The sequence below is a fragment of the Nocardioides sp. ChNu-99 genome (genome assembly GCF_029493445.1).
Taxonomy (GTDB): domain Bacteria; phylum Actinomycetota; class Actinomycetes; order Propionibacteriales; family Nocardioidaceae; genus Nocardioides.
On record NZ_JAHWBL010000058.1, the window covers coordinates 1 to 20,262 of the forward strand.

A 20,262-nucleotide genomic window follows, 5' to 3' on the forward strand; every position below is an offset into this window, starting at 1 on the left:
GGGCGGTCCGCCGCGCGGGCGCGCGACGCGGCGGTCGCCGCGCTCGCGCTCGGCGCCGTCGGGGCGGCGCTGGTGCTGGTGGCGCACGGCTCGGCGCAGCAGGCCGTGCGCTCCACGGGCTCCGTGGTGCTCGAGCTCGTGGGCTACGGCGCGCTCGTGGCCGCCGCGCTCGTGCTCGTGGTCGGGCTCCTGCGGGCGTTCGCCCGGCCCGCGCCCCCGTCGCAGGAGTGACCCGGCCGCGCCGGAGCCCGGGCCCGGCCCATCACCGGGCCGTCAGCGGTCGTCGGGGCCCGCCTGCTCGGCGAGGGCCTGCTGGGCCTCCTGCGCCTCGGTGATGATGCGGCGCATCGCGTCCTCGGCGGCCGCCGGCTCTCCCCGGCGCACGGCCCGGGCGACCTCGGCGTGCCACTCGATGGCGTCGGGATTCGGGTCGGCCGGCATCAGGTGGTGGTGGGTGCGCCCGGCGAGGACCTCGCCGACGACGTCGGCGAGCGCGGCGTACATCTCGTTCCCCGACGCCGCCAGCATCGTCGTGTGGAACACCTGGTCGGCCGCCAGGTAGGCGTCGAGGTCCCGCGCCCGCGCGTGCACCGTCATGTCGGACACGGCCGAGGCCATCCGTGCCGCCTGCTCGGCGGTGGCGCGCTGGGCGGCCAGTGCCGCGGCGGCCGGTTCGAAGCCCGCCCGGAGCTCGCTGAGCGAGCGCAGCTGGGCGTCGCGCTCGGCCCCGTCGAGGCGCCAGCGGATCAGCCGCGGGTCGAAGACGTTCCACGCCGCGCGCTCGCTGACCGTGATGCCGACGCGCCGCCGCGACGTCACCAGCCCCATGGCGCCGAGCACCTGCACCGCCTCGCGCGACACCGAGCGGGAGACGCCGTACGTCGCGTCGACGCCCTCCAGCGTCAGCACGGTGCCCGGCGGCAGGTCGCCGGCCACGATGCGGTGGCCCAGCGCGTCCAGCACGTTCTCGCGGCGACGGCCGGCGCCGGTGGACGGGGTGGTGGACGGGGTCGACGGGGTGGGGGACGGGGTGACCGACGGGGCGCCCGGGGGGTTCGGCACCAGCGCCTCCTCGCAAAGATCAGATTTATTCGCGTGACGGGGTTGTAAACAGCAGACGAATCATCGCACACTGTCCGGGCCCCGGTGTGATGCCGCGCACAGCACGTGCGGGACGCCCGGGCGCCTGGACGAGGGAGCCGCCGATGACCGATCCGACCCGCCCGGGGCCCCGGCCCCTCGTCGTCGTCATGGGGGTGTCCGGCTCCGGCAAGTCCACCGTCGGAGCGGCGCTCGCCCAGCGCCTCCGCGTGCCGTTCGGCGACGCGGACGACTTCCACCCGCCGGCCAACATCGCCAAGATGTCCGCCGGCCACGCCCTCGACGACGCCGACCGCGAGCCGTGGCTCGAGGCCATCGGTGCCTGGCTCGCCGAGCGCGCCGAGGCCCGCGGTGGCGTCGTGACCTGCTCCGCGCTCAAGCGCGCCTACCGCGACCGCATCCGCGAGAGCGCGCCCACCGCCGTGTTCGTGCACCTGGCCGGCTCCCGTGCGGTCATCGCGGCGCGCCAGGCCAGCCGGCCCGGCCACTTCATGCCCGCCTCGCTGCTCGACTCGCAGTTCGCGACGCTCGAGGACCTCGAGCCCGACGAGGCCGGCTTCGTCGTCGACGTGCGCCTCTCCGTCGACGACCTCGTGGACGCCGCGGCGGCGCGGCTCGCCGTACCCACCCCCGACCCCGCGGGCGCCCCCGCCGACGACCAGGAGCAGGACCGATGACCACCCTTCCCGTGCCCTCGACCGAGGGCCTGCTGGCGGCTGTGCGCCCGCTCGCCACCGGCGACCTCGTGCAGCCCGTCAACGGCGGTGCCCAGCTCGTCATCGGCGGTCTCGCCGGCATCGCCGTCGTCGTGGTGCTCGTGGCCGTCGCCAAGCTGCACCCGTTCCTGGCCCTCGTGCTCGGCGGGTTCACCGTCGGCGCGATCGCGGTCGTCGGCTCCGACGCGGAGGTCGACGGCGAGGCCTACGACTTCCAGCACGTCGTGACCGTGTTCAGCACGGGCTTCGGCAACACCACCGCCAGCGTCGGCCTGCTCATCGCGCTCGGCGCCATGTTCGCCAAGCTGCTCGCCGACTCCGGGGGCGCCGACCAGGTCGTCGACACGATCGTGAGCCGGGCCTCGCCGCGGGCGCTGCCGTGGGCGATGGCGGGCGTCGGCGCCCTCATCGGCCTGCCGATGTTCTTCGAGATCGGGCTCGTGCTGCTGATGCCGGTGATCTACCTCGTCGCGCGGCGCGCCCAGATCTCGCTCGTCGCGATCGGCATCCCTACCTTGGCCGGCCTGTCGGCGATGCACGCCCTCGTGCCGCCGCACCCCGGCCCGCTGCTGGCCATCGACAACCTCGGCGCCGACCTCGGCGTCACCCTCGGCCTCGGCGTGCTGCTGGCCATCCCGGTGGTCATCGTCGCCGGCCCGCTCTTCGGCATCCTGGCCGCCCGCTGGGTGCCGGTGGCCGCGCCGAGCGACGCCGACTCGCCCGTCTCGGTCGGCGGCCGCTCCGGCGGCGTCACCGGCGGGGGTGACGCGAAGGAGGCCGACGGCGGCGTGCGCCGGCCCGGCTTCGCGACGACGGTCGCCACGGTGCTGCTGCCCGTGATCCTGATGATGGGCAAGGCCCTGGCCGACGTGCTGCTGGAGGAGAGCAACGGCGTGCGCACCGTGCTCGACCTGCTGGGCACGCCGTTCGTCGCCCTGCTCCTCGCCGTGCTCGTGGCCATGTGGACCTTCGGCTTCGGGCTGGGCTGGAGCGCGGGGGAGGTCGGCAGGAGCGTCGAGAGCTCGCTGCCCGGCGTGGCCGGCATCCTGCTCATCGTGGCCGCCGGCGGCGGGTTCAAGGAGGTGCTGGTCTCGACGGGCATCGGCACCCTGCTGGCCGAGTGGGCGCAGGACGCGAACGTCTCGGTGATGCTGCTCGCCTGGGTGCTCGCCGTGCTCATCCGCCTGGCGACCGGGTCGGCGACCATCGCGACGGTGACGGCGTCCTCGCTGATGGCCGGCCTGGTCGACGGGCTGAGCTCCGGCGAGGTCTCCCTCATGGTGCTGGCGATCGGCTCGGGCTCGGTGTTCTTCTCGCACCTCAACGACGCCGGGTTCTGGCTGGTGAAGGAGTACTTCCGCCTCGACGTGCCCCAGACCATCAAGACGTGGTCGGCGATGGAGACCGTCCTGTCGGCCACCGGCCTCGTGCTGGTGCTCGGGCTCGACCTGGTGATCTAGGCGGGCTGCCCGGGGTCCCCGGGCTGCCCGGGCTGCGGGGTCTCGTCGCCCACGACCCCGACGACCCCCGCGGCCCGGGCGGCCTCGCCGTACGCCACCGCGAGGCTCGCGACCGTCTCGTGCGCGTTGAGCCCGCTGGGGTTCGGCACGACCCACACCTCGCTGGTGCCCCACGGCTCGGGCTGCCGCCCGGCGACCGCCTTCGGCAGCCCGAACGCTCCCCGGTATGCCGTGATCCCCGCGACCGCGACAACGCGCGGGCGCCGCTCCTCGACGAGCACGCGCAGGCGCGCCCCGCCCTCGCGCAGCTCGTCCCTCGTCAGCTCGTCGGCCCGGGCGCTGGCACGGCGCACGACGTTGGTGATGCCGATGCCCCGCTCGCGCAGGTGGGCGCGGTCGGCGTCGCTCATGCCGTCGGCCGGGTCGATGGGCCGCGTGATGATCCCGGCCCGCAGCAGCGCCGGGTAGAACCGGTTGACCGGGTGCGCGAAGTGCGTCTGCGTGGCCGCGGTCCACAACCCGGGGTTGATGCCGACGAACAGCAGCCGCAGCGGCGGGTCGTCCGGCCCGGGCAGCAGGTCGGGCACCGTGGCGCCGTTGAACGACTCCAGCTCGGCGCGGGTGAACCGGGTACGGCGGGGCGGCGGCACCCGGCGAGCCTGCCACACCGCGCCACCGCCGGTTTGCGCCGACCGCGCCCGGGGAGGGTCGGCGTCGTGACCGCTCCCCACGCCGCCTTCGCCACGCCGTACCCGCCGTCGGAGGAGACGTTCGCCGGCTCCCTCATGCTCCAGGTGGCCCGCGGCGTCGAGGACCTCGACGACCTCCGCGACCAGGTGGAGGACCTCGTCGAGCACGACGACTACTCCGCCGTCCACCCGGACGAGCCGGTGCCGACCCTCGAGGAGGCCCACGCGCTGCTCGACCAGGTCGTCGCCGCCCACGACGCGGTGGTGACGGAGTCCTCGCCGAGCGCGCTCGCCCTCGAGCGGGCGCTGGCCGCGCTGCCGGGCCGGGGGATCGCGGTGTCGGTCGGCGAGGGGTTCGACGCGGGCGAGGCCGCGCGGGAGGGGTACGCCGCGGCGCGCGAGCTGCCCGGTGCCGTCGGTTACGTCTACTGCCACCTGCAGGACCTCGACCGCGTGGTGCTGACCGGCCGGCTGCTGCTGGGCTTCAGCGGCATGTCGGGCCGGCTCGACGACGAGGCCGCGGCGGTCGGGCGGACCGTCGTCGAGGTGCTCACCGACGCCGGGCTCCCGGTCGCGTGGGACGGCGACCCCGGCGCCCGCGTCCTCGTCGGCCCGGTGCGCTGGGAGCGCCCCTTCGGCACGCGCTGACGCGGGCCTGGTCCTGCGGCGGGCCTGGTCCTCAACAGGCCTGGTCCTCGGCGGGCCTAGTCCTCCCAGCGGCCGGCGCCCACCACGCGGTGCGGGAGCCGGCCCTCCGGCCCCGGGCCGGGCTGGCAGCGGGGGCACCACCAGGTACGGCGGTTCGCGGCGTCGTTCGCGAGCTCGGGCGCCATCTGCACGGTCGTGCCGCACCGCAGGCACGGGCGCCCGGCGCGGCCGACGACCCAGTGGCTCTCGCCGCGGCGGCTGCTGCCGGTGGTGACCTGGTAGGCACCGGGCGCGGTGACCGAGTGCCGCAGGGCGGTCGCGGCGCGCGCCACGAGGGCGGGCAGGTCGACCTCGCCCACCGGCGTCCACGGGCTGCGCCCGACGAGGAACGCGAGCTCGTTCACCCACAGGTTGCCGAGCCCGGCCAGGAGGGTCTGGTCGAGCAGTGCCGAGACGAGCGGGGTCGCGGGCCGGGTGAGCAGGCGCCGCACGGCCTCGTCGGGGTCCCAGTCCGCGCGCAGCGGGTCGGGACCGAGGTGGCCCACCACCGCGCGCTCGTCCGACGTCGCCACCAGGTCGAGGTCGTGCAGCTTCTGGCCCCAGGCCGTGGGTCCCTCGGTCGTCGCGAGCACCACCCGTACGTCGGGCTGCACCCGCCGCGGCAGCTGCTTGCCGGCGCCCGTCACGGTCCAGCTGCCGTCCATGCGCAGGTGGGAGTGCAGCGTCACGTCGCCGGAGAACCGGGTGAGCAGGCGCTTGCCGTGGGTGGCGTGCTCGAGCACCGTGCGCCCGGCCAGGTCCCGCGTGGCGAGCCGCGGCACGCGGAAGTCGCTGCGGGCCAGCGTGCGCCCCTGCAGCGACCGGTCGAGCCGGCGCGCGAGCAGGTGGACGCTGTCTCCCTCGGGCACGCCGTCGACGGTAGCCGCCCGTGACAGATGTCATCCCCGACCCGTGACGACCGCTGCGGACCGGTGACGGGGTGCACTGCCGCCGGGGCGCCAGCGGGCGGAGGGTGGAGCCATGACCACCACACCGACGCCCGCGACCACCCCCGGGGAGGCAGCCGTGCGCAGCACCCCGACGTCCGACGACCCGTCCGACAACGCCATCACGGTGCGGGGCCTCGTGCGCCGCTACGGCCGCGGCGCCGACGCCTTCGAGGCGGTCCGCGGTCTCGACCTCGACGTGCGCCGCGGCTCGGTGACGGCCCTGCTGGGCACGAACGGGGCCGGCAAGACCTCGACGCTCGAGGTCGTCGAGGGCCTGGCCCGCGCCACCGAGGGCGAGGTGCGGGTGCTCGGGCTCGACCCCGTCCGCGACCGCGCGGAGGTGCGCCGCCGTACCGGCGTGCTGCTGCAGAGCAGCGGCTTCTCCGGCGACCTCACCGTCGTCGAGACCGCGCGGATGTGGCACTCCACCCTCAGCGCGCCCCGCCCGGTCGACGAGGCCCTCGGGATGCTCGACCTCGCGGGCCGCGCCGACGTCAAGGTCCGCTCGCTGTCCGGCGGCGAGCGCCGCCGCCTCGACCTCGCCTGCACCCTCATGGGCCGCCCCGAGCTGGTGCTCCTCGACGAGCCGACCACCGGCCTCGACCCCGAGAGCCGCCGCGAGGTGTGGCGTCTGGTGCGCGGGCTGCGGGCCGCCGGGGCGACCGTCGTCATCACGACGCACTACCTCGACGAGGCGGAGGCGCTCGCCGACCGGCTCGAGATCATGCACGCCGGGCGGATCGTGCGCAGCGGCACCGCCGGCGAGATCGCCGCCGGCCACCCCTCCACGATCACCTTCGACCGCCTGGAGCGGGCGCTGCCGGACCTGCCCGGCGGCCAGGTGGACCCCTCGTCGTACGGCGAGCCCCGCACCGTGCTCCACACCGTCGACCTCCAGGTCACCCTCACGGCCCTGCTCGACTGGGCACGGGCCGAGGGCATCCGCCTCGACGCGCTCGACGCCCGCACCGCCAGCCTCGAGTCCGTCTTCCTCGCCATCGCGGACGGCGCCTCGACCACCGGCGCCCCCGCTGCGACCGACCTCCCGAAGGGAGCCTGACCATGTCCTCGACCACCCCGCTCGCGTCCCTCGACCTGACGCCGGCCCCGGCCGACGCCCCGCGGGTCGGCCCGCTGCGCCGACTGGTCGGCCTGGCCCGCGCCAACGCGCTGCTGCTGACGCGCAACCGGATGACGCTGTCCTACGCCCTGCTGCTGCCGCTGCTGCCCCTCACCTTCCTGCTGGCGGGCGACCGCGGCGACACCACCGCCGGCACCACCGCGATGAGCAGCGTGCTGATGCTCGGCGCGCTCTTCCCGGTCTTCTACAACCTGCTCTCCCTCGTGGTGACCCGCCGCGACGAGCTCGTGCTCAAGCGGCTGCGCACCGGCGAGGCCCGCGACGGCGAGATCCTGCTGTCGATGGCGCTGCCGGGGGTCGTCGCCTTCGTGCTCATCTCGGCCGTCGCCACGCTCGCCCTGGTGGCGCTCGGCCAGCCGGCACCGGCCAACCCCGTGGTCGCGATCGCCGCCGTCCTGCTGGGCGCCGCCGCCTTCGCCGGCCTCGCCTTCTGGACGGCCGCCTGGACCCGCAACGCCGAGGCCGCGCAGCTCACCTCGATGCCGGTCATCCTCATCGCCGTCGTCGGCAACCTCCGCGCCGTCTTCCCCGAGCGGCTGCAGCCGTTCGTCGACCTCACGCCCGGCGCCGCGCTCGACGCGCTCGCCCGCGCCGGCTGGTTCGGCCAGGACGTCGAGGGCGCGGAGCTGTCGTTCGCGGAGACCTTCACGACCGCCGCCGAGCCGCTGCTCGTGCTCGCCGCCTGGACCGCCCTGGCGCTCTGGCTCACCCTGCGCACGATGCGCTGGGAGCCGCGGGCCTGAGACCGGGCGGCGACCGCGCGGCGACCGCGGCGTCGCCGCCCCGCCGCGGTGCCGGGCCTCGTCGGGGGAGGGGCCCGGCACCGCGTGCGTCGTGACGGACAGGTCGGGGAGGATGGGCGCCATGGCGCGGTGGAACGGGTTCTGGACCCGGCGGACGGACGTCCAGCGGGTCGACCTCTACACCCGCTGGTCGTTCTACCTCATCGCCTGGTGGATGAACATCAGCCTCCTCGGCACCGCGCTCGCGGAGCTGGGCGGGGCGGCGGCGTCGGCGCTGCCGCTGCTGGTCGTCACCGTCGTGCTCACGGTCGCGGCGACGGCGGGCATCGGGCGCGTGCTCGACCTCCACCCCCGCGACCCCCTGGACGACCCGCGGGCCCGTCGCATCGTCGTCGGCGTGGTGGTGCTCGCCCTCGCCGTGCTCGTGTCCGCCGCCCTGCTCCCGCTCGAGGGCCGGGTGGCCGCGGTGGGGGTGGCGTTCTCGACGACCGCCTGGGTGCTCGGCGGGGTCCGCCACCGCGTCGTCGCCGCGGCCGCCCCGGCGGCGCTCCTCGTCGGCGCGCTGCTGCTCGTGCCCGACCGGCCCGGGTCGGCGGTCGCCTTCCTCCTCGTCCACGTCTTCTTCGTCTTCACGGTGCGGGCGTCGCTGTGGCTGCTCGGCGTCGTCCGGGAGCTCGACGTCGGCCGGGCCGCCCAGAGCGAGCTGGCCGTGGCCGAGGAGCGGCTGCGCTTCTCCCGCGACGTGCACGACGTCCTGGGGCGCCACCTGTCCACCATCGCGGTCCAGGCCGAGCTCGCGGCCACCCTGGCGCAACGCGGCGACGAGCGCGCGGCGGCGACGATGCTCGACGTACGCTCCGCGGCCCACGAGGCGCTGCGGGAGGCGCGGGCTCTCGCGCGCGGCTACCGCCCGACCGACCTCGCGGCCGAGCTGCGCGGCGCGCGGTCGCTCCTCACCTCGGCCGGGATCCGGTGCGAGGTCGGTGTCGACGAGGTGCCCGAGGAGTGGCACGAGGCGGCGGGGTGGGTGATCCGCGAGGCGGTGACGAACGTGCTGCGCCACTCGTCCGCCACCCGGGTGCTGGTGCGGTGGCAGGCGGGCGAGCTGCTGGTGGAGAACGACGGGGCCCGCGGCGAGCGCGGCACCGGGGTCGACACCGGGGTCGACACCGGCAGCGACACCGGCGGCGGGGCCGGCGCCGGGTCCGGCCTGATCGGTCTCGCGGAGCGCCTCGCGCCCCTGGGGGCGGAGCTCGACGCCCGCCGCGACGACGACTGCTTCCGGGTGCGGGTCCGTTTCCCGGTCCGAGCGACGGGCGCCCCTGCGCCGGAGGAGGTGGAGGCGTGACCATCCGCGTGCTGCTGGCCGACGACGAGAACCTCATCCGCGAGGCGCTCGCGCAGATGCTCGGGCTGGAGGACGACCTCGAGGTCGTCGCCCAGGCCGCGAGCGGCAGCGAGGCCCTGGCGGTCGCCCTCAAGGTGCGGCCGGACGTCGCGGTGCTCGACCTGCAGATGCCGGGCCGCGACGGCGCCGGGCTCGACGGCATCGAGGTGGCCGAGGAGCTGGGCTCCCGGCTCCCGGGCTGCGCCTGCGTCATCGTGACCAGCCACGGCAGGCCCGGGCACCTCAAGCGGGCGCTGGCCGCCGGCGTGCGCGGGTTCCTGCCCAAGACCAGCTCGGCCGCGACCCTGGCCGAGGTGGTGCGCACGGTGCACCGCGGCGGCCGCCACGTCGACCCCGAGCTGGCCGCCGAGGCCATCAGCGCCGGCGACAGCCCGCTCACCCCGCGCGAGTCCGACGTGCTGGAGCTCGCGGCCGACGGCGCGCCCGTGGAGGAGATCGCCCGGCGGGCGGCGCTGTCGCCCGGCACGGTGCGCAACTACCTCTCGAGCGCCGTCACCAAGCTGGGCGCGGCCAACCGCCACGACGCCTGCGCGACCGCGCGCCGCATGGGCTGGATCTGAGCCGACGCCCCACCGCCCGGCGCCCCGGGGCCGGGCCCCTCAGCCCCGCGGCACCAGCGCGATCCCGTTGGGTACGGCGCGCATCGCCCCGTCCGAGGGCCGGTTGGCCAGCCGCAGGCGACCGGCGACGTGGGCGAGCATCGTCGTCGACCCGCCGCCGTCGAGGTTGAGGGCGTCCTCCGCGCCGATGCGGGTCGCGATGGTGCCCATCTCGTAGTGGGTGGCGCCGCGGCTGCGGGTGGAGCGCCCGTCCACGACGACGAGGAACAGCCGGTTCGCGTGCCGGTCGTAGGCGATGCTCGTGCGGGGCGCGAGCGTGGTGTTCGACCGGTTGACCACGCGGCCGTCCTTCGCCAGCAGGCCGCTGCCGCCGACGGCGACCGCCGGGTCGCCCGCGACCGAGGCGCGCGGGGTGACCACCCGCCCGTACGGCATCGCGAGCAGCTGGCTGGCCGCGTCCCCCCGCGCGACGAGCACGTAGCCGTCGGCCGGCATGCTGCGCCGCTGTGTCGGCGCGTTGAGAACGACGCGGCCCCGGGAGACCACGGCGGTGCGCACGTCCCGGTCGCCGCCGGTGAGGGTCGCGGCGTCGACGGTCGCGCCCCAGCGGGTGTTGTAGACGCCGACGGAGTCGTCGGCCACGGTGGGGGAGTTGACCCCGGACACCCGCACGGTCGGGAACTCGGCGAGCCGCGCCTGCAGGTCGAGCGGGCCGAGGCCGACGCGGCCGGTGCGGGTCAGGAAGAACGCGTGGTTCCAGCCCGCCTCGGGGCCGTGCAGCACCCCGCGGGACCGCGAGATCCCGAACCCGCGGGGCGCGCCGGTGCCCGCCACGTCGAAGAAGTCGCCGTTGACGGCCGCCACGGCGCCCCCGGCGAGCCGGTCGAGGGTGGCGCGCTGGGCGACGCGGTTCGTCGACGTGTGCTCGACGCCGACGCTCGTCGCGGAGAGGTTCACCGTGAGGACCTGGCCGGTGAGCCGGCCGCGGTCGTCGGCGTAGGTGAGCGCGTGGAGCGACACGCCCCGGGTCAGCATCTGCCCGTTCACGAGCCGGAGCGGCTCGGCGGCAGCAGCGGAGGCGGCGGCCGCGGGACGGCGTACCTCGGGGGAGGGGGCGGCGGACACGGGAGGGGGCACGGCGCCGACGGCGAGCAGGAGGAGGCTCGCGCCGGCCACCGCGATGCGGTGGGAGGGCATCACCCCACCGTAGGGGCGGGGCCCCGTGGCGTGCGGAGCGGCGAGGTGAACGGTGCGTAAGATCGCCGCGATGCGCCCGACCCCGCCCCCCGCGACCGACCCCGCCGAGCTCGACGTCGACCCCGCCTGGGGCGTCCTCCCGCCCGTGTCGGTGGTGATGCCGGTGCTGGAGGAGGAGCCCTACCTCGCCGAGTCGGTGGCGCGGGTGCTGGCGCAGGAGTACGGCGGGGAGCTCGAGGTCGTGCTCGCCGTCGGGCCGTCGCAGGACCGCACCGAGGAGATCGCCGCGGAGCTCGCGGCCGCCGACCCGCGCGTGCACGTCGTGCCGAACCCGACGGGCCGCACCCCGCAGGCCCTCAACGCCGCGATCGCCGCGTCGCACCACCCCTACGTGGTGCGCGTCGACGCCCACGGCTTCCTGCCGCCCGACTACGTGCGCCGCGTCGTCGCGCTGCTGGAGTCGACCGGCGCCGCGAACGTGGGCGGGCGGATGCACGTCGAGGGCGAGGACGACTTCGGCCGCGCCGTCGCCGTCGCGATGAGCTCGCGGTTGGGCATCGGCGGCTCGCGCTTCCACGTGGGCGGGGAGCCGGGCCCCGCCGAGACCGTCTACCTGGGGGCCTTCCGCCGCGACGTGCTGGAGCGGCTCGGGGGGTACGACGAGCGCTACCGCCGCGCGCAGGACTGGGAGCTCAACCACCGCATCCGCGCCGCCGGCGAGACGGTGTGGTTCGACCCGTCGATCGCCGTCACCTACCGCCCGCGCCGCACGGTGCGGGCGCTGGCGAAGCAGTTCCACGGCTCGGGGCGCTGGCGCCGCCGCGTCGTGGGGCACTACCCGGAGACGGCGTCGGTGCGCTACCTCGCGCCGCCGGTGGTGACGGCCGCGGTGGTGGCCGGCGCGGTCGTCGGCGTGGTGGGGGAGGTGACCGGGTCGCGGCTGCTGCGGGCGGGCTGGCTCGCCCCGCTGGGGTACGCCGGCGCGGTCGCCGCCGCCTCGGTGCCGGAGGGCCGCGACCTGCCGCCGCGCGCCCGCGCCTGGCTGCCCGTCGTCATCGCCACCATGCACCTGTCCTGGGGCGCGGGGTTCCTGCGCGACGTCGAGCGCGAGCACCGGGCCTGAGGATTCCCCGCCCAGGTGGGGAGACCCCAGCCGCCTACTTCTTGGCGGCTTCGACCTTCTTGCGCTGGGTCTCCATGTAGGCCTCGATGACCTCGTCGGGGTCCCCGTCGGCGCGCAGGACGCCGGAGTCGAGCCACAGGACGCGGTCGCAGGTCTCCTTGATCGTGCCCATCGAGTGGCTGACGAGCAGCACGGTGCCGGCGCGCTCGCGGATCTCGTCGATGCGGCGCTGGGAACGGGCCTTGAACGAGGCGTCACCGGTGGCGAGCGCCTCGTCGATCATGAGGATGTCGGGCGAGGCGGCGGTCGAGATGGCGAACCGCAGCCGCGCCCCCATGCCCGAGGAGTAGGCCTCCATCGGCAGGCGCACGAACTCGCCGATGTCGGCGAACTCGACGACCTCGTCGTAGTGCTGCGCGACCTCGTCGGGCTTCAGGCCCAGCGCCAGGCAGCCGAGGATGATGTTGCGCTCGCCCGACAGGTTCTTGATGAGCGCGCCCGAGACGCCGAGGAGCGAGGCGACGCCGTCGGTGTAGATCGCGCCGCTGCTCACCGGCATCGCGCCGGCGACGGCGCGCAGCAGCGTCGACTTGCCCGAGCCGTTGTGGCCGATGAGCCCGATGGACTCGCCGTGGTGGGCGACGAACGAGACGCCCTTGACCGCGTGGACCATGTCGACCGCGCCGACGCCCTGGGTGAAGCCCTGGGCCCAGCCGGGCAGGCGGGAGCTGCGGGTGCGGCGCTTGCCGCCGTACGTCTTGTACTTCAGGTGCACGTCGTCGACGACGAGCACCGGCCGGCCCCGGTCGGGGGTGCCGGGGGTCGCGGGGGTGCCCGTCGCGTCGGGCGCGGGCGCGGGCACGGGGGTGGGGGTCGCGTCAGCCACGGCCGTACTTCGCCTCCGCCCGCCAGAAGAAGAGGAAGCCCACCAGCAGCGTGCCGAACGCCCAGGCCGCGGCGGCGATCCACAGCGCCGCCGAGGGCTCGGCCTCGACCATGAGGCAGGTGCGGGCGAGCTGCAGGTACACGGCGACCGGCTGGTACTCCAGCACCGTGCCGAGCAGCCCCGAGCCCGCGTAGGAGGTGATGGAGAAGAAGACGCCCGAGAAGTACATGAGCGCGCGCATCGCGAACGGGATGAGGTTGGCGACGTCGCGCACCTCCACGACGAGGCGCGCGAGCAGGAACGCCATGCCCGTGCCCCACAGGTGCATGAGGGCCACGGCCCCCGGCAGCGCCAGCCACCACCAGCGGAACGGCTCGCCGGAGATCGGCATGAGCACGAGCAGCACGACGATGGCGGGCAGGAACGCGATCAGCTCGGTCAGCACCGTGGAGATGGGCAGCAGCGCCCGCGGGAACTGCAACGAGTTCACGAGACCGGTGTTGCCGACCACGGCCTTCGAGCCGAGCGTGATGGCGCGGGTGACGAACTGGAAGAAGAAGACGCCGACGAGCAGGTAGGCGATGTAGTTCTCGATGCCCCGGTCGGTCTTCAGCACGTAGCCGAAGATCGTCAGGTAGACCGCCGCGTTGATGAGCGGGTTGAGGATGTTCCACGCCTGGCCGAGGTAGCTGCCCTGGTTCTGGCTGTAGGCCTGCGACCGCGCCAGCACGAGGGCGAAGTGGCGCCGCTCGAGCAGGCCCTTGAGGTAGGCCCCCAGCCGGGGACGACCGCCCACCTGGCGCAGGCCGTGCCGCTCGGCGATCTCCTTCAGCGAGAGCCCGACCTCCTCGGGGAGGCGGCCCTGCTGGTCGGCGACCGGCTCGGCGCTCACGCGCGGACCTCACGGCGGCGGGTCATGCGGGGGCTCCTCGGGACGGTGCGGGGGACTGCACGGGGACGTCTGCTCGTGCTGCGAGCACCCCGCAGAGTAGCGCGTGGGACCCCCGCGTCCGAGTTGCGGCCCGCTCGCGCCGTCCCCCGCGCGCTCACCCGCAGGGGATGGAACCGAGGCGGGCCAGGCCCTCGAGGTCGCCCGGCCCGAACGCGGTCTGCCCCGTGTTCTCGGCGTGCATCAGCTCGGTGGGGTCGTCGACGTGGCCGAGCCCGACGAGGTGCGCGAACTCGTGGTCGACGATGGCTTGGCGCTGCTCCGTGCCGCCCGGCTCCCGCTCGATCGCCGCGAGGTCCTCCCGGTCGAGCACGACGATCCCGCTCGCGAGGTCGCCGACCTCGTCCTCGTCGGCCCACATCACCAGGGCCGGCTCGGGGTTGCCCGCCGGGTCCAGCCCCCGGTCGTCGATCTCGCGGTCGTCGGTCTCGCCGACCACCTCGAGGTCGAGGCCGGTGGCGCCCTCGATGGTGGCGACCGCCCGGTCCACGAGCTCGCGGTGGTCGTCGGGCGCGCCCTCGGGGTTGACCACGACGCGGATCGGGACGCACGGGTCGTAGCCGACCGGCTCCTCGCTGCCGTCCTGGGTGGCGGCGAACGCGTAGGTGCCCTGGCCGGGCTCGTAGTCGGCGCCCTCGCCGTACCGCTCGAGGCCCAGCGCGGCCCGCAGGGGCGCGGCGGCCGGGGCCACGGCGAGCGTGGCGACGACGAGCAGGGCGACGACGATGCCGGCCGGGACCGCGCCGCGCAGGGTCAGGCCACCCCCGCGCCCACGCCGGGGAGGCGGCGGGGAGTACGGCGACGCGCCGAGCCCGTAGTGCGCGTCGAGGCGGTCCAGCGCCTCGAGGCGGCGGAGCATCTCCTTCTCCCACCGCACCCGCTCGCGCCGCTCGCGGCGCCCCTCGCGTCCCGTCCCACCCACCGCGTCATCATCCCCGCTGGCCCGGTGGCGACGGGCGGGAACGGGCGGGAACGGCGTCAGAGCTCCCGGGTCAGGAAGACGCTGTGCGGGTCCGGCGCGTAGTCGGCGAACGGCGGGCACTCGACGAACCCGTGGCGGGCGTAGAGCGCCCGGGCCGGGGCGAAGAACGGCTCGGTGCCGGTCTCGAGGCTGACCCGCTCCAGACCGCGGGCGCGGGCGAGGTCGAGCACGTGCAGCAGCAGCGCCGTACCCGTGCCGGAGCGGACGCGGCCGGGGTCGGTCCGCATCGACTTCAGCTCGCCGTGCGCGGCGTCGAGGCGCTTGAGGGCCGCGACTCCGAGCAGGGCGCCGTCGGGGTCGCGGGCGGTGAGGAACGTGACGGCCGGCTCCCGCAGCGCCTCGAGGTCGAGGGCGTGCACCGACTCCGGCGGGGAGACGGCCCGCATCTCGGCGAGGTGGCCGCGCAGCAGGGCCACCACGTCGGCGGCCGCGACGTCGGGCTCGGGGGCGATGACGGGGGCGGGGGCGGGCACGGCGCGAGGGTACGACGCGGGTCACCCGGCGCGGGCAGCCCGGTCGGTGCGCGGGTCAGGCCAGGTCAGACCCCGGACAGGACCACCCGCACGGCGAGGTGGTCGCTGTCGGCGACGCGGCGGGTCGCGGCGGCCGTGACGCCGACGACCCCCGCCGGGTCGTCGAGGAGCACGTGGTCGAGCTGCACCCGCGGCCGCACCGCCGGGTGGGTCGGCTCCCGCAGCGCCGGCGTCATGCCCGCCGCGCGCACCGCGAGGCGCCCGGGCAGGTTGAGGTCGCCGAGCAGCACCAGCGGCCGGGGCAGGTCGCGGCACCAGCGCACCACCTCGCGCAGCTGGTCGCGGGCGCGCCACGGGCTGAAGGACAGGTGCGTCGTCACGACGGCCACCTCGCGCGCCGGCGTCGCGACGACCGCCGCCACCGCCACCCGCGGCTCGTCGGGCACCCAGAGCACCCGGCGGCCCGCCCCGGCCGGCAGCGGCACCGGCAGCCGCACGCGCGACGGCCCCAGGCGCAGCTCGCGCCACGCGACGACGGGGTGGCGCGAGAGCAGCGCGACGCCGTACGACGGCTCGTCGGGCCGGTCCTGCGCGTCGTCGCCGGCGGGCCGGAAGGTCGACGCGGAGCCCGGCGTCCCGTGCACCGCCGCCGCGAACCGGGCGTGCCACGGCGGCGCCCCGGCGCCCCCGCGCTCCCGTCCGCGCAGCGCCGCGGCGAGCACCGCCGTCTGGTCGACGCGGCCGCTCCGGGGCAGCAGGTGGTCGACCTCCTGCACGGCGAGCACGTCGACGTCGAGGGCGGCGGCCGCGGCGGCCCACCGGCCCCAGCTCGCCGCGCCGAGCGCACCGCGCCGGTCGCGCCCGCTCGCCGCGTTCGCGGTCGCGAGGGTGAGGACGGGCGGCACGGCGCCCACGGTACGACCGGCGGGGTACCGGCGGCCGTGGACGAGACGAGCGCACCGCCGCCCCTCCGCCTGCTCGTGGTGCCGGGTCTCGGCCTCGACGCGCGGTCGTGGGCCCCGGTGGAGGCGCGCCTGGGGTGGCCGGTGACGGTGCGCACGCTCCCGGGGTACGGGGAGCCGGTGCCGCGCGGCACCGACCTCGCGCCCGCCGTGCTGGCGCGCCGGGTGGCCGACGACCTGGCGGGGCTCGGCGCCGGCCCGCCCGTCGTGCTCGCCGCCCACTCGTCGGGCTGCCAGGTCGCGGCCCACGCCGCCCGCCTCGCGCCGGAGCGGGTGGCCGCGCTGGTGCTCGTGGGCCCCACGACCGACCCCCGGGCCGCCGGCTGGCCCGCCCTGGCGCGGCGGTGGCTGGCGACCGCCGCCCGGGAGGACCCGCGCCAGGTGCCGGCGCTGGCGCGGCAGTACCGCCGTACCGGTCTCGGGTCCATGACCCGCACGATGGACGCCGCGCGCCGCGACGACGTGCGCCGCGCGCTCGCGGGCCTCACGTGCCCGGTGCTGGTGGTGCGGGGACCGCACGACCGGATCTGCCCCGCCGACTGGGCGGCGAAGCTGGGCCGCCCCGTCACGCTGCCGCGCGGCGCGCACATGGTGGTGACGACCCACGGGGCCGACGTGGCCGCGGCCGTGACGGCGTTCCTCACCGGGGAGGGGCTCGCCTGACGCATGATGAGCGCCGTGGCCTCCGAGCGGTGCGACAACGTCTTCGTCGAGGGCGACAACCTCGCGGTGCTCGCCGGGCTGCCCGACGCCTCGTTCGACGTCGCCTACCTCGACCCGCCGTACAACCGGGCCACGACGCTCGCCTACCGCGACGACTTCCGCACCGGCGCCCGCGCCACCCGGCACGCGGCGTGGGCGACGATGATGCGGCCCCGGCTCGAGGAGGTACGCCGCGTGCTCGCCCCCGGCGGCGCGCTCTTCGTCAGCATCGACGACCGGGAGGCGGCGCGGCTGCGCCTCCTGCTCGACGACGTCTTCGGCGAGGAGTGCTTCCTGGCCCAGGTGGTGGTCAACCTCAACGCGAAGGGCCGCCAGCTCGGCGGCGGGTTCGCGACCAACCACGAGTACCTGCTCGTCGTCGCCCGCGACGCGGCGGCCTGCGTGCTCGACCCGACGAGCCCCGACGGCGTCGACCCGGCCGACTTCCCCCACACCAGCGACGACGGCCGGCGCTTCCGGCTGCTGCCGCTGCGCAACACGAACAAGAAGTTCCGCCCGTCCACCGCGCCGACGCTGCACTACGCGCTGCACGGGGACGCCGCGACGGGGCGCGTCGCCACCGAGCCGTTCGCGGGGTCCGCGCCCGTCGTACCGGTCTTCGGCGACGGCAGCCCCGCCGTCTGGCGCTGGTCGCGCCCGCTCGTCGACGAGCGCCCCGACGACCTCGTGTGCCGCCGGGTGCGCGGCCGGCTGGGGGAGCGGGTCGACGTGTTCCAGCGCGACTGGTGGGAGGAGGGGCGGCGCAAGAAGCTGACGACCATCTGGACCGCCGCGGAGGTCGGGTCGACCGACACCGCCGTGGCCGAGGTCGGGGCGCTCGTGGGCAAGGCCTTCGACTCGCCGAAGCCGACCGGCCTGCTGCGGCGGGTGCTCGCGACGTACCCCGCCGACGCGCGCGTGCTCGACCCCTTCGCGGGCAGCGGCACCACGGGCCACGCCACCGCGCTGCTCAACGCCGCCGACGGCGGCACCCGCACCTGCCTCAGCATCAACCACGGCGAGGCCGTGCGGCCCGGCTCGCCGGCGTGGGACGCGGGGTTCCGCTCGGTCGCCGACGTCACCCGCGCGCGCCTGCGGGCCGTCGCGGCGAGCGTCGGGGGCGGGTACGTCGAGCGGCCCGGCCCGCTGCCCGCGGCGCCGGCCGAGGCGCCGACCGAGGCGCCGGTCGAGGACGCCCCTCAGGCGACGCCGACGGCCGACTCGAGCGCCGCGACCTCCTCGTCGAGGTAGGTCAGCAGCCGCTGCAGCCGCGGGACGGTGCGCCGGCAGCCGGTCAGCCCGAAGCCGAGGCGCCCGTCGTAGGAGGTGCAGGTGATGTTGAGCGCGATGCCGTGCAGCGGGATCGACAGGGGGTACATCCCGACCATCGGCGCCCCGTCGAAGAAGCGGGTGCCCTCGGGGCCCGGCACGTTGCTGATGATGAGGTTGAAGGGCGGGCGGGTGACCCCCTGCAGGCGCAGGAGCGGCAGGGCGACGGCCGGGGCCAGCCCGAGCGCGGACATGGCGAGGGCCTGGGCGTTCGTCATCGAGTCCAGCGCCTCCTTGCCCTCGACCATCGAGGTGTGGACGGCGGCGAGCCGGTCGGCGGCGTCGGCCCGGTCGGTGCCGAGGCGCACCATCACGGCCCCCACCGCGTTGCCGCCGGCGGCCGACGCCGTGCTCGCCTCGCCGCGCTTGAAGGACACGGGGACCATGGCGGTCAGCGTCGCCTCGGGCAGCGCGTGCAGGTCGAGCAGGTAGGAGCGCAGGGCGCCGCTGCACATCGCGAGCACCACGTCGTTGAGCGTCGTGCCCGACGCCCGCCCGATCGCCCGCAGCCGGTCGAGCGGCCAGTCCTGCGCCGCGAACCGCCGCGCGCCCGTGATGGGCCGGTTGAGCAGGGTGCGGGGGGAGTAGAAGCTGACGGCCGACGTCTGGTTGCGCAGGCCCCGGTTGAGCGTGCGCACGAGCGAGCCCGGCAGCCCTGCCGCCTCCCCGGCGATCCCGAGGGCCGAGCGCAGGGCGTGGCCCGCCTCGGCGAGCCCGTGCCCGTGGTGCCCGTGCTGGCCGTTGTGCCCGCCGTGGCCCGGGCGCCCGCCGCGGCCGGCGTCGGTGCGCAGCGCCCAGGGCGCGGGCATGTCGCGCTCGTCGGGGTCCTCGCTCAGCACGGCCTGCAGCAGCCGCATGGCCGCGACACCGTCGAGCAGGGCGTGGTGCATCTTGGAGTACATCGCGAACCGGCCGTCGGCCAGGCCCTCGATGAGGTGCCACTCCCACAGCGGCCGCTCGTAGGCCAGCCGCGTGCCGTGCAGCCGCCCGCACAGCTCGAGCAGCTCGCGGATGCGGCCCGGCTGCGGCAGCGCGCTGTGGCGCACGTGGTGCTCGACGTCGAACTGGGAGTCCGTCGCCCACGTCCACTGCCCCGCGGTCGCCAGCGAGCGGCGCGGGTGCTTGAGGAAGAGCGGCGCCACCTGCTCGGTCGCCCGGAGCCGCTCGACGAGGTCGGCCGCCCACGACGGGCCGGCGTCGGCGGGCGGCTCGAAGAGCTGGAGGGCCCCCACGTGCATCGGCATGCTGCGGTTCTCCGCGAGCAGGAAGGCGGTCGCGGTGGGGTCGAGCGGTGCTCCCACGGGGTCTCCGTCCGGGTACGTCGGGGGGTGCGGCACGCCGTACGTGGCCTGGGTCACACCGACGCGTCCCCGAAGTGTTGCAGAGCGTTGACCGCGCGGACGTGTCGGTCACCGGCGTGGACGGTGCAGGGTGGCTGCGCCGCGTTCCACCACCTCTCGGGAGCACCTGTGTCCAGCCTGCGCACCTCACCCACCTCGTCCCTCTCGTCCCCCTCGCACCTCTCCGCGCCGCTCGCCCTGCTGGCGGCGGTCCTGCTCGCCCTCGCCGGCCTCGTCGCCGTGCCGGGCCCGGCGCACGCCGCGACCTACACCGCGTCGGTGACCCGCGCCGTGGCCGACCTGCCCGGGGCCACGGAACGGCGCACCGGCTACGACCGCTCCCTGTTCGTGCACTGGGTCGACGCGGACGGCGACGGCTGCGACACCCGCGAGGAGGTGCTCCTCGCCGAGGCCGACGCGGCGCCGAGCACGGGGGCGGGCTGCGCCATCTCGGGCGGGCGGTGGTTCTCCTACTACGACGCGACGAGCTACACCGCCGCGTCCAGCCTCGACATCGACCACATGGTGCCGCTGGCGGAGGCCTGGGACTCCGGGGCGTCGGGCTGGACGTCGACCCGCCGGCGGGCGTTCGCGAACGACCTCGGGTACGCCGGGTCGCTCGTCGCCGTCAGCGCCGCCACGAACCGCGCGAAGGGCGACCAGGACCCGGCGGAGTGGATGCCGCCGGCCGGCTACCGCTGCCGCTACGTCACCGAGTGGGTGTCGGTGAAGCACCGGTGGGGCCTGAGCGTCGACAGCGCCGAGCGCTCCGCGCTGACCTCCCTGGCCTCGGGGTGCAGCCAGACCGTGTCGGTGACCGTCTACTGAGCGGCCGAAAGCGTCCCCAGTCGCGGGGGGGGGGGG

The 20,262-nt window shown here is 76.2% G+C and carries 22 protein-coding genes; 12 read left to right on the forward strand and 10 right to left on the reverse strand.

Annotated elements, in window-relative coordinates:
- Positions 1 to 231, forward strand: a 231-nt coding sequence (locus KK617_RS15450; protein ID WP_277501017.1) for a hypothetical protein, incomplete at its 5' end; no start/stop codon positions are given.
- A 42-nt stretch (positions 232 to 273) separates the two neighbouring features.
- Here the strand turns inward: KK617_RS15450 and KK617_RS15455 are convergent.
- Positions 274 to 1,062: an FCD domain-containing protein gene (locus KK617_RS15455; protein ID WP_277501019.1), complete on the reverse strand. Its 789-nt coding sequence runs from the start codon at positions 1,060 to 1,062 to the stop codon at positions 274 to 276.
- A 143-nt stretch (positions 1,063 to 1,205) separates the two neighbouring features.
- On the opposite strand from KK617_RS15455, the gene KK617_RS15460 reads away from it, so the two are divergent.
- Together KK617_RS15460 and KK617_RS15465 are read left to right on the forward strand one after the other, a co-directional pair.
- Complete coding sequence (locus KK617_RS15460) at positions 1,206 to 1,778, forward strand: gluconokinase (RefSeq protein WP_277501020.1); 573 nt, start codon at positions 1,206 to 1,208, stop codon at positions 1,776 to 1,778.
- Positions 1,775 to 3,277 (forward strand): gluconate:H+ symporter, encoded by a 1,503-nt coding sequence (locus KK617_RS15465; protein WP_277501022.1) that lies wholly within the window; start codon positions 1,775 to 1,777, stop codon positions 3,275 to 3,277. The genes KK617_RS15460 and KK617_RS15465 overlap by 4 nt, the downstream gene beginning before the upstream one ends.
- On the opposite strand, the gene KK617_RS15470 is transcribed toward KK617_RS15465, so the two are convergent.
- Positions 3,274 to 3,927 carry a mismatch-specific DNA-glycosylase gene (locus KK617_RS15470; protein WP_277501023.1) on the reverse strand — a complete coding sequence of 218 codons (654 nt, stop codon included), beginning with the start codon at positions 3,925 to 3,927 and terminating at the stop codon, positions 3,274 to 3,276. The two genes, KK617_RS15465 and KK617_RS15470, sit on opposite strands and share 4 nt — an antisense overlap.
- A 66-nt stretch (positions 3,928 to 3,993) precedes the next feature.
- Between KK617_RS15470 and KK617_RS15475 the strand changes: the two genes are divergently transcribed.
- Positions 3,994 to 4,614 carry a hypothetical protein gene (locus tag KK617_RS15475; protein ID WP_277501024.1) on the forward strand — a complete coding sequence of 207 codons (621 nt, stop codon included), beginning with the start codon at positions 3,994 to 3,996 and terminating at the stop codon, positions 4,612 to 4,614.
- Between the two features lie 56 nt (positions 4,615 to 4,670).
- Here KK617_RS15475 and KK617_RS15480 read toward each other — a convergent pair whose 3' ends face one another.
- Positions 4,671 to 5,522 carry a DNA-formamidopyrimidine glycosylase family protein gene (locus KK617_RS15480; RefSeq protein ID WP_277501025.1) on the reverse strand — a complete coding sequence of 284 codons (852 nt, stop codon included), beginning with the start codon at positions 5,520 to 5,522 and terminating at the stop codon, positions 4,671 to 4,673.
- 112 nt (positions 5,523 to 5,634) lie between these two features.
- On the opposite strand from KK617_RS15480, the gene KK617_RS15485 reads away from it, so the two are divergent.
- The 4 genes from KK617_RS15485 to KK617_RS15500 all read left to right on the forward strand — a co-directional run bounded on the left by KK617_RS15485 (position 5,635) and on the right by KK617_RS15500 (position 9,455).
- Positions 5,635 to 6,663 (forward strand): ABC transporter ATP-binding protein, encoded by a 1,029-nt coding sequence (locus tag KK617_RS15485; RefSeq protein WP_277501026.1) that lies wholly within the window; start codon positions 5,635 to 5,637, stop codon positions 6,661 to 6,663.
- Positions 6,664 to 6,665: 2 nt separating this feature from the next.
- Positions 6,666 to 7,487: an ABC transporter permease gene (locus KK617_RS15490; RefSeq protein WP_277501027.1), complete on the forward strand. Its 822-nt coding sequence runs from the start codon at positions 6,666 to 6,668 to the stop codon at positions 7,485 to 7,487.
- A gap of 121 nt (positions 7,488 to 7,608) precedes the next feature.
- Positions 7,609 to 8,835: a histidine kinase gene (locus tag KK617_RS15495; RefSeq protein WP_277501029.1), complete on the forward strand. Its 1,227-nt coding sequence runs from the start codon at positions 7,609 to 7,611 to the stop codon at positions 8,833 to 8,835.
- Positions 8,832 to 9,455: a response regulator transcription factor gene (locus KK617_RS15500; RefSeq protein WP_277501030.1), complete on the forward strand. Its 624-nt coding sequence runs from the start codon at positions 8,832 to 8,834 to the stop codon at positions 9,453 to 9,455. The genes KK617_RS15495 and KK617_RS15500 overlap by 4 nt, the downstream gene beginning before the upstream one ends.
- Before the next feature lie 39 nt (positions 9,456 to 9,494).
- On the opposite strand, the gene KK617_RS15505 is transcribed toward KK617_RS15500, so the two are convergent.
- Positions 9,495 to 10,652 (reverse strand): phosphodiester glycosidase family protein, encoded by a 1,158-nt coding sequence (locus KK617_RS15505; RefSeq protein WP_277501032.1) that lies wholly within the window; start codon positions 10,650 to 10,652, stop codon positions 9,495 to 9,497.
- A 70-nt stretch (positions 10,653 to 10,722) separates the two neighbouring features.
- Here KK617_RS15505 and KK617_RS15510 point away from each other — a divergent pair, with 70 nt between their 5' ends.
- Complete coding sequence (locus KK617_RS15510) at positions 10,723 to 11,775, forward strand: glycosyltransferase family 2 protein (protein WP_277501033.1); 1,053 nt, start codon at positions 10,723 to 10,725, stop codon at positions 11,773 to 11,775.
- 34 nt (positions 11,776 to 11,809) lie between these two features.
- Here the strand turns inward: KK617_RS15510 and KK617_RS15515 are convergent, their stop codons facing one another.
- From KK617_RS15515 to KK617_RS15535, 5 genes are all read right to left on the reverse strand, one after another.
- Positions 11,810 to 12,661 (reverse strand): ABC transporter ATP-binding protein, encoded by an 852-nt coding sequence (locus KK617_RS15515; RefSeq protein ID WP_277501034.1) that lies wholly within the window; start codon positions 12,659 to 12,661, stop codon positions 11,810 to 11,812.
- Positions 12,654 to 13,553 (reverse strand): ABC transporter permease, encoded by a 900-nt coding sequence (locus KK617_RS15520; protein ID WP_277501035.1) that lies wholly within the window; start codon positions 13,551 to 13,553, stop codon positions 12,654 to 12,656. Before KK617_RS15520 ends, KK617_RS15515 begins: the two co-directional genes overlap by 8 nt.
- 154 nt (positions 13,554 to 13,707) lie before the next feature.
- On the reverse strand, positions 13,708 to 14,532 hold the full coding sequence (locus KK617_RS15525; RefSeq protein ID WP_277501037.1) for a hypothetical protein: 825 nt from the start codon (positions 14,530 to 14,532) through the stop codon (positions 13,708 to 13,710).
- Positions 14,533 to 14,588: 56 nt separating this feature from the next.
- The gene (locus tag KK617_RS15530; RefSeq protein WP_277501039.1) at positions 14,589 to 15,065 is read right to left on the reverse strand and encodes a GNAT family N-acetyltransferase; all 477 of its coding nucleotides are present in this window, start codon (positions 15,063 to 15,065) and stop codon (positions 14,589 to 14,591) included.
- 65 nt (positions 15,066 to 15,130) lie between these two features.
- Positions 15,131 to 15,970, reverse strand: a complete 840-nt coding sequence (locus KK617_RS15535; protein WP_277501040.1) for an endonuclease/exonuclease/phosphatase family protein — start codon at positions 15,968 to 15,970, stop codon at positions 15,131 to 15,133.
- 36 nt (positions 15,971 to 16,006) lie between these two features.
- Between KK617_RS15535 and KK617_RS15540 the strand changes: the two genes are divergently transcribed.
- Complete coding sequence (locus KK617_RS15540) at positions 16,007 to 16,690, forward strand: alpha/beta fold hydrolase (RefSeq protein WP_277501042.1); 684 nt, start codon at positions 16,007 to 16,009, stop codon at positions 16,688 to 16,690.
- 15 nt (positions 16,691 to 16,705) lie between these two features.
- A complete protein-coding gene (locus tag KK617_RS15545; protein WP_277501043.1) occupies positions 16,706 to 17,980 on the forward strand; it encodes a site-specific DNA-methyltransferase in 1,275 nt (424 codons plus the stop codon).
- Here the strand turns inward: KK617_RS15545 and KK617_RS15550 are convergent.
- The gene (locus KK617_RS15550) at positions 17,929 to 19,359 is read right to left on the reverse strand and encodes a wax ester/triacylglycerol synthase family O-acyltransferase (RefSeq protein ID WP_277501044.1); all 1,431 of its coding nucleotides are present in this window, start codon (positions 19,357 to 19,359) and stop codon (positions 17,929 to 17,931) included. The genes KK617_RS15545 and KK617_RS15550 overlap by 52 nt on opposite strands.
- Positions 19,360 to 19,527: 168 nt before the next feature.
- Between KK617_RS15550 and KK617_RS15555 the strand changes: the two genes are divergently transcribed.
- Positions 19,528 to 20,226, forward strand: coding sequence for an HNH endonuclease family protein (locus KK617_RS15555; protein ID WP_277501045.1), 699 nt, complete (start codon positions 19,528 to 19,530; stop codon positions 20,224 to 20,226).
- Positions 20,227 to 20,262: the final 36 nt, after the last annotated feature.

Bases quoted from the DNA above. Each gene is read 5' to 3' on its own strand.
- KK617_RS15460 (WP_277501020.1), top strand. From the start codon at position 1,206: ATGACCGATCCGACCCGCCCGGGGCCCCGGCCCCTCGTCGTCGTCATG.
- KK617_RS15465 (WP_277501022.1), top strand. From the start codon at position 1,775: ATGACCACCCTTCCCGTGCCCTCGACCGAGGGCCTGCTGGCGGCTGTG.
- KK617_RS15485 (WP_277501026.1), top strand. From the start codon at position 5,635: ATGACCACCACACCGACGCCCGCGACCACCCCCGGGGAGGCAGCCGTG.
- KK617_RS15490 (WP_277501027.1), top strand. From the start codon at position 6,666: ATGTCCTCGACCACCCCGCTCGCGTCCCTCGACCTGACGCCGGCCCCG.
- KK617_RS15495 (WP_277501029.1), top strand. From the start codon at position 7,609: ATGGCGCGGTGGAACGGGTTCTGGACCCGGCGGACGGACGTCCAGCGG.
- KK617_RS15505 (WP_277501032.1), bottom strand. From the start codon at position 10,652: ATGCCCTCCCACCGCATCGCGGTGGCCGGCGCGAGCCTCCTCCTGCTC.
- KK617_RS15510 (WP_277501033.1), top strand. From the start codon at position 10,723: ATGCGCCCGACCCCGCCCCCCGCGACCGACCCCGCCGAGCTCGACGTC.